Consider the following 8,967-nt stretch of genomic DNA (forward strand, 5'->3'; position numbering starts at 1 on the left):
CCCGGCGATCGGCTTCCTGGCCCTGGCGCGCAAATACAACGATGCCCTGGCCGCCGGCCAGATCCTGGCCCCGGCCAAGAGCATCGAGCAGATGCAGCACGTGGTGTTCAACGCCTACACCAACGCAACGCTGACGGTGTTGTTCCTGTTCGTGGTCTTCAGCATCCTGTTCTACGCGCTCAAGGTCGGCATCGCCGCCTGGGGCACCAAGGAACGCACGGACAAAGAAGCGCCATTCCAGGCCCTGCCAGACGCTTGATAGAGGATTGCAACGATGTTCAATGACTTGAGTCGCCTGGGTAAATACCTCGGTCAGGCCGCCCGCCTGATGGTCGGCATGCCCGACTACGACAACTACGTCGAGCACATGCAAATCAAGCACCCGGACAAGCCAATGATGGACTACGAGGCGTTCTTTCGTGAACGCCAGGAGGCCCGTTACGGCGGCAAGGGTGGGCCCAAGTGCTGTTGAACTGAGGTCGATCCCCTTGTGGGAGCGAGCTTGCTCGCGATAGCGGAGTGTCAGTCACGATGATGGCGACTGACCCGACGCCATCGCGAGCAAGCTCGCTCCCACAGTTGTTTTTGGGGTGGCCTCAAGATGTGCATACACCACCGATCCCCTGTGGGAGCGAGCCTGCTCGCGATAGCGGAGTGTCAGTCAAGGATGATGTCGACTGATCCACCGCCATCGCGAGCAGGCTCGCTCCCACAGTTTTTTTGGGGTGTTCTCAGGATTGTTTACGCCACAGGGTGGTTGTCTGGCTTGATTGCGGTGTTGATCACTCCGCCAACAACACCGCCGCATCGAAGCCCACCCGCAAGTTGCCCCAATGACGGCCGCCGAAGAAGAACGGTACGTCGATCTCGGTCATGATTTCCCCGGTATCGCGCAGGTAGGTCTGCAGCAGGAAGCGCTGGACGTTGCCTGCCGCGCGCAGGCCGATCGGGTCGTTGAAGATTCGCTTGTTGCGGCACACCGGCAAATCCACCGCCCGGTCGCCGGTCGGCGGCTTCGAGACCCAGCTGTTGTTCACGGGGCAATAGCCCTTGCTGTCGACAATGAACGAAACCTTGCCACCCGGGGTGCTGCGGGTGAGTTTGTCGCATTCTTCCTGGCAGACCTGGGCAAAGCGTTCGGTATAGCTGGCCATGTACTGTTTGGGGTCGGTGCCGGGAATCAACTGGTAATTCTGGTCGAACAGGTTCAGGCCTTCGCCTTGCAGCGCCTCCAAACGAACCTGAAGCGTGTCGCGGCATTCACTGGCGCGGGTGATGGCGGCATCCAGCTTGCCGTGGCCGAGCACGAACCGGCCCAACAGCGCCTGGACCTTTTCGGCCACGCCGGACAGGTCGCGGGTGGCTGTCGCGGAATGCTGCATGCGCAGGTCGATCAACTGGCTGTCGGCGTGGATCTGGGTGACCCGGTCGTTGATCCCGGTGTTGCTGTCGGCGAACTGCTGGATATGGGTCGCGATGTCCGCCAGCTTGCCGTTGGTGGATTCGAAATCGCCGATCATGCTTTCAAAATGGCCGGAGGCGCGCTCCACCACTTTCTGGGTTTCCCGGGCGCTGTGGCTGATCTGGGTGGTCTGCTCGTGGGTGGAGCTGACTTCATCGAGCATGGCGTCAATGTTGCGTGAGATGTCATCGGTGGCCCGGCTGACGTTTTGTGCCAGGGTTCGCACTTCATCGGCCACCACCGCGAAGCCACGGCCGCTTTCGCCAGCCCGGGCGGCTTCGATGGCGGCATTGAGGGCCAGCAGGTTGGTCTGGGCGGAGATCTGCTGGATCAACCCGACGATTGACTTGATGCTTGACGAACGCTGGTTCAAGGCGCTCACCAGGGTGGCAAACTCACTGAGGCTGCTGGAGATTTCGCTGATGTTGCCGGTCACTTCCAGCAGCTCGGCGTAGGAGTCGCGGGCCATGCTCAGGTTCTGGGCGGTGGTGCTGGAGATGCCCTGGGTCTGGCGCGAGACTTCTTCGATGCGGCCCACGGCGGTGTTGCTCTGGTCCATCACTTCCTTGGCGAAGCGCGCCTGGTGCGTGGCACTGTCGCTGGAGTCGCTGATGTTCTTGAGCGAGCGGGCCGATTCGACGGCGATGTGCACGGTCAGCGCCTGGACGTTGCTGATGATCTCCCGCTGCTTGGCCAGGAAGCGGTTGCAAGTGCCGGCCAGCACGCGAATCTCGTCGTGAGTCACCAGTGGCAGGTCCTTGGACAGGTCGCCTTCGCCGTTGGCGATCTCTTCCAGGGCCTTGGTCATGACGGTGACGGGGCGCACGATGAGGTGGCGGAAATACCAGACCATGAAGCTGATCATGCCCAACGTCAGGACCGCGCCGAAGAGCAGGGCATGGGTGAGGCTGTCGAGTCGGCCTTCGATCTGCCCCAGCAATGCGCCGTCCAACTGCGCGTTGCGCAACTGCAGCAGGATCTCGGCGCGGGCACTGAGGGCCACCCAGTACAACAAGCCACTGACCAGCACCAACAGGAAAAGGCTCGACAGCTTTTTGGTGAGGGTATCGAAAAACTGCATCTCGATAGACTCGTACAAGGCCTTTAACGTCTGCATGCCGCTGCTCCTGGGCAAAAAAATCTCTCAATGGAATACATTCGACCGCGAGCGCCAAAGCTTTAGGGGCAGATAGGGCTATTTGATATCACTGTTCGCGAAATCTGTGGGAGCGAGCTTGCTCGCGATAGCGGTGGGTCTGTTGCATTGATGTTGGATGTACCGTCGCTATCGCGAGCAAGCTCGCTCCCACAGGGGTTCGGGGGGGATCATCATTTGATACAAAAGATTTACTGGGAATCATTCTCAAAGTATATTTGCTCTCATTAACGTCCCTTCTATGAGTGCGCGTCTTGAAACGTTCCACCTCCCTCGCTAATCGCAACGTCTTTATCAAGTGTGTGTTACCAACGCTGTCCTGCTGTTTCATAGCGAGCCCATTGTGGGCGCAGGACGCTCTCGAACTGCCGGCCACGGACATCCAGGGCAGTCGCGTCACTCAGGACGAGGGCTATACGACGTCGCAAGCCAGCACGGCGAGCAAGAGCGATGTACCGATCAAGGAAGAGGCGCAATCGATCAACGTGGTGACCCAGCAGACCCTGGCCGACTATCAGGTGCGCTCGCTGAGCGACGCGATGAAGTTCGTCAGCGGCGTCAGCCAGGGCAACACCCTGGGCGGCTCGCGGGACTCGCTGGTCAAGCGCGGGTTCGGCACCAACGACGACGGCTCGATCCTGCGCGATGGCGTGCGTTCGAACCTGGGGCACAACTTCAGCGCCACCACCGAACGGGTCGAAGTGCTCAAGGGCCCGGCCTCGATGCTGTACGGCGCGCTGGAGCCCGGCGGCCTGGTCAACGTCATCAGCAAGAAACCGCAATACACCCAAAGCACCACGTTGAGCGGCTCGGCCTACAGCGAAGGCGGCGGCACCATGGCCCTGGACACCACTGGGCCGCTGGGCGATACCGGCCTGGCTTATCGCCTGATCGCCGAGCGCGGGCATGAGGATTACTGGCGCAACTACGGCGTCAACGAGAGCACGCTGGTGGCGCCGTCGTTGGCTTGGACGGGGGAGCGGGCTTCGTTGAACCTGAGTTATGAATACAACGAATATTCCAATCCGTTTGATCGCGGGACGATATTCACCGATGGGCATCCAGCTGATATTGACTATAAAAAGCGCCTGGATGAGCCATGGGCCAAGAGTGTGGGAATTCGGGAGACGGCCACCGCCCGGTTCGAGTATGAGTTGAGTGAAGTGTGGAAAACTCGTGTGACCTACGGGTGGAACAACGACCGGTACAGTCTTTCGATTGCGCAGCCGCGGCTGTCGAACGGAGTTTTCCAGCGTGCCGCCAACGGCGCGCACTATGACGATGAAACCCGCTACGCCAGTTGGGATTTCATGGGCAAGCAGGAACTGTTCGGCCAGCGTCATGACCTGTTGATCGGCGTCGACAATCAGGTGTCCGATCAATTCCGTGGCAAAACCTATCGCGGCGCTTATCAACCAGGCTTTGACCCTGCGGCACCGGTGTACGGTGGTCTGGGGGAGCCAAGCACGGTAAATGCGCCGCAAAGCAACTTGAGCAACAAACTGACTTCCAGCTCGGTGTACCTGAAGGACAACTGGCACCTCGATGATCGCTGGATCCTGGTCGTTGGTGGTCGTTACCAGCATTACGATCAATTTGCCGAACAAGGAATGATCAAGCGAGAGGGGGTTCGCGACGATAATGGGGACGCCTTCGTTCCATTCCTGGGATTGGTCTATAAAGCCGACGAGAGCCTGTCGCTGTATGGCAATTACAGCCGTTCATTCAAGCCCAACGATACCGTCGACGACAACCTCAGTACCTTCAAACCGGAGGAAGGGCGTAGTTATGAAGTGGGCGCCAAATACGACCCAATGCCTGGGCTGAATATCAACCTCGCTCTGTTCGATATCGTCAAAAAGAATGTAGTCACTACCACGCTAGTGGGCGGAAAGAACATTGCAGAAGCCGCAGGCAAAGTCGGCTCCCAAGGCCTGGAACTCGACATCACTGGTCGTCTGGCTGAGCGTTGGGACTTGATCGGCACCTATGCCTACACCCATACAGAAATACTTGATGATCCCAAGGACGAAGGCCATCGCCTCGCCGATGCGCCAAAGCACACCGCCAGCCTATACCTGAGCCACCATCTGAACGTGCCAGCCGAATTCGGTGCCTGGCACGCCGGAGCAGGTGCGCGGTACGTCGGCGAACGCGCCGCCAACAAGGCCAACGACTTCTGGCTCAGCAGCTACACCGTGGCCGACGCCTTCCTGCGCTGGGAGTCTCCAGTACTGGGGCACAAAACCTCGTTGCAGTTGAACGTCGACAACCTGTTCGACAAGCAGTACTACCCGTCCTCCACGGGCAGCGAGTTGCAGGTAAGCGTCGGTGAGCCGCGTACTGCACGGCTGAGCGCCAGTGTGACGTTCTGATCCATCCAGAAAGCAAAATGCCCGGACCTTGAAGTCCGGGCATTTTTTTGGGCGTCACTTTTACATTCAAACCGCTATCGCGAGCAGGCTCGCTCCCACAATGTCCGATGATGTTCAGCTATTTGTTGTCGCACCAGAAACTGAACTCATCCATCCTGAAGTCCGACACGTCAGCTATCGTTAGGCTAAGGCCTGCGTTTTAGCGGTGGGTATAAATTTCCCCTTTTCAGGGCATTCGATGCTGGCTCCCCGCCTGGCTGCACCGATTCGACTCGTTCATGGCATCGACGCCGGAAATGGCAATAAACGTTTCAGTCTCCAAACAGATTTTCGTCGCAAAATCGAAAATAAATTTCGCTTTTTTGTCGTTATGCGACAGTTTTTCCAGCATTGTCTCGATGCACCGCACTTAGGCACAGCCCTTGCTACGACTCCAGGACGAAAGAACCAGCGAGGGGTATTCGATAAGTAGATAAACAGGGGGGCGCACGTCATCCGGACGCAAAGGCCTGATCAGAGACCCATTGCCTAACGAGGTACTCAGAGAACCAGGGCTCATAAAAAAGGCAAGGCCGTACTGAGTGGAATGACGACGTAATAAGAAATGCCGTGTGCGACACGGCTGGGAGTTGGCTATGCCCCACGCTTTTTTTAATGAAATGTATGACGCCAAGGGTGACTGCCGCCCGCATTACCAAGCTTTCTCGCGCTGGCTGGCGGACACACCGCTTGAGCTGCTAGAGCAACGCCGCCGCGAAGCCGACCTGCTGTTCCATCGAGCCGGTATCACCTTCACCCTCTACGGGGACGAGCAGGGCACCGAGCGGTTGATTCCGTTCGACATCATCCCGCGCAGCATCAAGGCCAGCGAATGGCAGATGGTCGAGCGTGGCTGCATTCAGCGGGTCCAGGCCCTGAACATGTTCCTGGCCGACATCTACCATGGGCAACACATCCTCAAGGAAGGGATCATTCCTGCCGAGCAGGTGCTTGCCAACGAGGGTTATCAGATTGCGATGCAGGGCCTGGACCTGCACCGGGGCATTTACGCTCATATCGCCGGTGTCGATCTGGTTCGCGACGGTGACGGCAGCTATTACGTGCTGGAGGACAACCTGCGCACGCCCAGCGGCGTGAGCTACATGCTCGAAGACCGCAAGATGATGATGCGCCTGTTCCCCGAGCTCTTCGCCGCCCAGCGCGTGGCCCCCATCGATCATTACCCGAACCTGCTGCTCGACACCCTCAAGAGCTCAAGCCCCCTCGAGAACCCCACCGCCGTGGTGCTGACCCCGGGGCGCTTCAACAGTGCCTATTTCGAGCACGCGTTCCTGGCCCGTGAAATGGGCGTGGAGCTGGTGGAGGGCGCTGACCTGTTCGTGCGTGACGACCACGTGTACATGCGCACCACCGCCGGCCCACGGCAGGTGGACGTGATTTATCGTCGCCTTGACGATGCCTACCTCGACCCGTTGTCGTTCAACCCCGATTCGATGTTGGGCGTGCCCGGGCTGATCGCCGTGTACCGCGCGGGCAATGTGGTGCTGGCGAACGCGGTCGGCACCGGCGTGGCCGATGACAAGTCGATCTACCCCTACGTCGACGAGATGATCCGCTTCTACCTCACCGAAGAACCGATCCTGAAAAACGTGCCCACCTGGCAGTGTCGCAAGCCTCAGGACCTGTCCCATGTGCTGGCCAACCTGCCGGATCTGGTGGTCAAGGAAACCCAGGGCTCCGGCGGCTACGGCATGCTGGTCGGGCCAGCGGCCACTGCCGCGGAAATCGAGGATTTCCGCGCACGTCTCAAGGCCCGTCCCGAAGCCTATATCGCCCAGCCGACCTTGAGCCTGTCCACGTGTCCGACCTTTGTCGAGAGCGGCATCGCGCCGCGCCACATCGACCTGCGTCCGTTCGTGCTGTCGGGCAAGGAAACGCGCCTGGTGCCCGGCGGGCTGACCCGCGTGGCACTGCGCGAAGGCTCGCTGGTGGTGAACTCGTCCCAGGGCGGTGGCACCAAAGACACTTGGGTAGTGGAGGACTAAGACATGCTTTCAAGAACTGCTTCGGACCTCTATTGGATGTCCCGCTACCTGGAGCGCGCCGAGAACCTGGCGCGCATGCTCGAAGTCAGCTATTCGCTGTCGCTGATGCCCCAGGCCGGACGCAGCGATGGCCACGCCGAGCTGGCGATGTCGCTGCTGGCGGCCGGTACGCTGGACGACTACAACGCCCGTTATGACGCGCTCAACACCGAGCGCATGCTGCATTTCTTCGCGCTGGATGAAACCAACCCCGGCAGTATCTACAGCTGCCTGCGGGCCGCGCGGACCAACGCCCATGCCGTGCGCGGGCGCATCACCGCCGACATGTGGGAGAACATCAACGCCACCTGGCTGGAAATGCGCAACATCGCCAGCAACGGCCTGGGGCGCTACGGTATCAGCCATTTCTGCGAGTGGGTCAAGGAGCGTTCGCACCTGTTCCGTGGCGCGACGTCGGGCACCATCATGCGCAACGATGCCTACTGCTTCATTCGCCTGGGCACCTTTATCGAACGGGCCGACAACACGCTGCGCCTGCTGGACGCCCGCTATGAAATGTTCGGCGAGGAATCGGAGGAGGTCAGCGACAACTCGGCCCGTGGTTATTACCAGTGGAGTGCCCTGTTGCGCGCGTTGTCTTCGTTCGAGGCATTCAACGAGATCTACCGCAATGCGCCGAACGCCGAGCAGGTTTCCGAGATGTTGCTGTTGCGCGCTGACGTCCCGCGCTCGCTGCATGCCTGCATCGAGGAGCTGGACCACATTCTCGCCAGCTTGCCGGGCAACAACGGCCGGCCAGCGCAACGCCTGGCCGCCGAGCTGAATGCGCGCCTGCGTTATTCGGGGATCGATGAGATCCTGGCGTCGGGCCTGCATCAATGGTTGACCGACTTGATTGGGCAGATCCGCCACTTGGGCCAGACCGTCCATGAGTCTTACCTGGAGGTCGTATGAAACTGTCCATACGCCACGACACCACCTACAGCTACGCCGATGAAGTCTGCACCAGCATCCAGTTCCTGCGCCTGACGCCCCGGGACACTCAGCGCCAGCGCATCCTGGAATGGCACCTGGAACTGCCGCGACTGGTACGCAGCCAGCTTGATCCCTATGGCAACATCTTGCATGTGATGACCATGGACGAGCCCCACGGTGCCTTGGTACTGACAGCTTATGGCGAGGTGGAAATCCATCAGTCCATCGCGATGGAGCCGGACAACCAGTCGCCGCTGCCTTTTTTGCGCAGCAGTCGCCTGACCCAGGCGGATGAAACCCTCAGCGCCTTCGCCGTCGAGCAATGTGCCGGCCGGCGCGATCGTTCGGCCTTGACCGATTTGATGAACGGTTTGGCGGCGCGGATGCCCTACAGCCCCGGCACGACGGCGGTCAACAGCACCGCCGCCGAGGCGTTTGCCGGTGGGACGGGAGTGTGCCAGGACCATACCCACGCGTTCCTGGCCTGCGCCCGCAGCCTGGGCATTCCTGCGCGCTATGTTTCCGGCTATCTGTGCACCGAAGATGAAAGCCACCTGGCGAGCCACGCCTGGGCGGAAGCCTGGCTGGATGATGGCTGGTACAGCTTCGACGTGACCAACCGCCTGACCCTTCCAGACCGCCACTTGAAACTGGCGGTCGGCCTGGATTACCTCGACGCCTGCCCGGTACGCGGCATGCGCCGGGGCGGCGGAGCGGAGCAGATGCAGGCGAGGGTGCAGGTGAGCTCGATGGTGCAGGTGCAGCACCAATAGAGGCAGGCTTTATCGCCAACACCCGCTCCCACATGGAATGGGTGGCGGACACAAGCCTTGTCTCCACCCGAGAACCCTGCGGGAGCCCCGGGCCACATGGCTTTGGGACCCCACCGAACTGCCTTTGTGGCGAGGGAGCTCGCTCCTGCTCGCGATGGCGGCAGCCCATCCAACATCGATG

6 protein-coding genes and 1 pseudogene are annotated in these 8,967 nt (G+C 60.3%); 6 read left to right on the forward strand and 1 reads right to left on the reverse strand.

The window, feature by feature from the left end; all coding sequences use genetic code 11:
* A pseudogene (locus CFII68_RS13760) lies at positions 1-259 on the forward strand (carbon starvation protein A); the annotation flags it as partial.
* Positions 260-274: 15 nt separating this feature from the next.
* A complete protein-coding gene (locus CFII68_RS13755; protein ID WP_018607113.1) occupies positions 275-472 on the forward strand; it encodes a YbdD/YjiX family protein in 198 nt (65 codons plus the stop codon).
* A gap of 310 nt (positions 473-782) precedes the next feature.
* Here CFII68_RS13755 and CFII68_RS13750 read toward each other — a convergent pair whose 3' ends face one another.
* A complete protein-coding gene (locus CFII68_RS13750) occupies positions 783-2,579 on the reverse strand; it encodes a methyl-accepting chemotaxis protein (protein ID WP_018607115.1) in 1,797 nt (598 codons plus the stop codon).
* A 293-nt stretch (positions 2,580-2,872) separates the two neighbouring features.
* Between CFII68_RS13750 and CFII68_RS13745 the strand changes: the two genes are divergently transcribed.
* From CFII68_RS13745 to CFII68_RS13725, 4 genes are all read left to right on the forward strand, one after another.
* Entirely contained in the window at positions 2,873-4,993 is a 2,121-nt protein-coding gene (locus tag CFII68_RS13745; protein ID WP_033062643.1) for a TonB-dependent siderophore receptor, read from the forward strand.
* Positions 4,994-5,628: 635 nt separating this feature from the next.
* Positions 5,629-7,038, forward strand: a complete 1,410-nt coding sequence (locus CFII68_RS13735; protein WP_014338094.1) for a circularly permuted type 2 ATP-grasp protein — start codon at positions 5,629-5,631, stop codon at positions 7,036-7,038.
* Between the two features lie 3 nt (positions 7,039-7,041).
* Positions 7,042-7,992, forward strand: a complete 951-nt coding sequence (locus CFII68_RS13730; RefSeq protein WP_003201699.1) for an alpha-E domain-containing protein — start codon at positions 7,042-7,044, stop codon at positions 7,990-7,992.
* A complete protein-coding gene (locus CFII68_RS13725) occupies positions 7,989-8,786 on the forward strand; it encodes a transglutaminase family protein (RefSeq protein WP_018607123.1) in 798 nt (265 codons plus the stop codon). The genes CFII68_RS13730 and CFII68_RS13725 overlap by 4 nt, the downstream gene beginning before the upstream one ends.
* Positions 8,787-8,967 lie beyond the last annotated feature (181 nt).

Source organism: Pseudomonas sp. CFII68 (assembly GCF_000416195.1).
In the GTDB taxonomy this organism is placed as follows: domain Bacteria; phylum Pseudomonadota; class Gammaproteobacteria; order Pseudomonadales; family Pseudomonadaceae; genus Aquipseudomonas; species Aquipseudomonas kilonensis.

Excerpts from the sequence above, each read along its gene's own strand:
- CFII68_RS13755 (WP_018607113.1), top strand. The coding sequence starts at position 275 with ATGTTCAATGACTTGAGTCGCCTGGGTAAATACCTCGGTCAGGCCGCC.
- CFII68_RS13750 (WP_018607115.1), bottom strand. The coding sequence starts at position 2,579 with ATGCAGACGTTAAAGGCCTTGTACGAGTCTATCGAGATGCAGTTTTTC.
- CFII68_RS13735 (WP_014338094.1), top strand. The coding sequence starts at position 5,629 with ATGCCCCACGCTTTTTTTAATGAAATGTATGACGCCAAGGGTGACTGC.
- CFII68_RS13730 (WP_003201699.1), top strand. The coding sequence starts at position 7,042 with ATGCTTTCAAGAACTGCTTCGGACCTCTATTGGATGTCCCGCTACCTG.
- CFII68_RS13725 (WP_018607123.1), top strand. The coding sequence starts at position 7,989 with ATGAAACTGTCCATACGCCACGACACCACCTACAGCTACGCCGATGAA.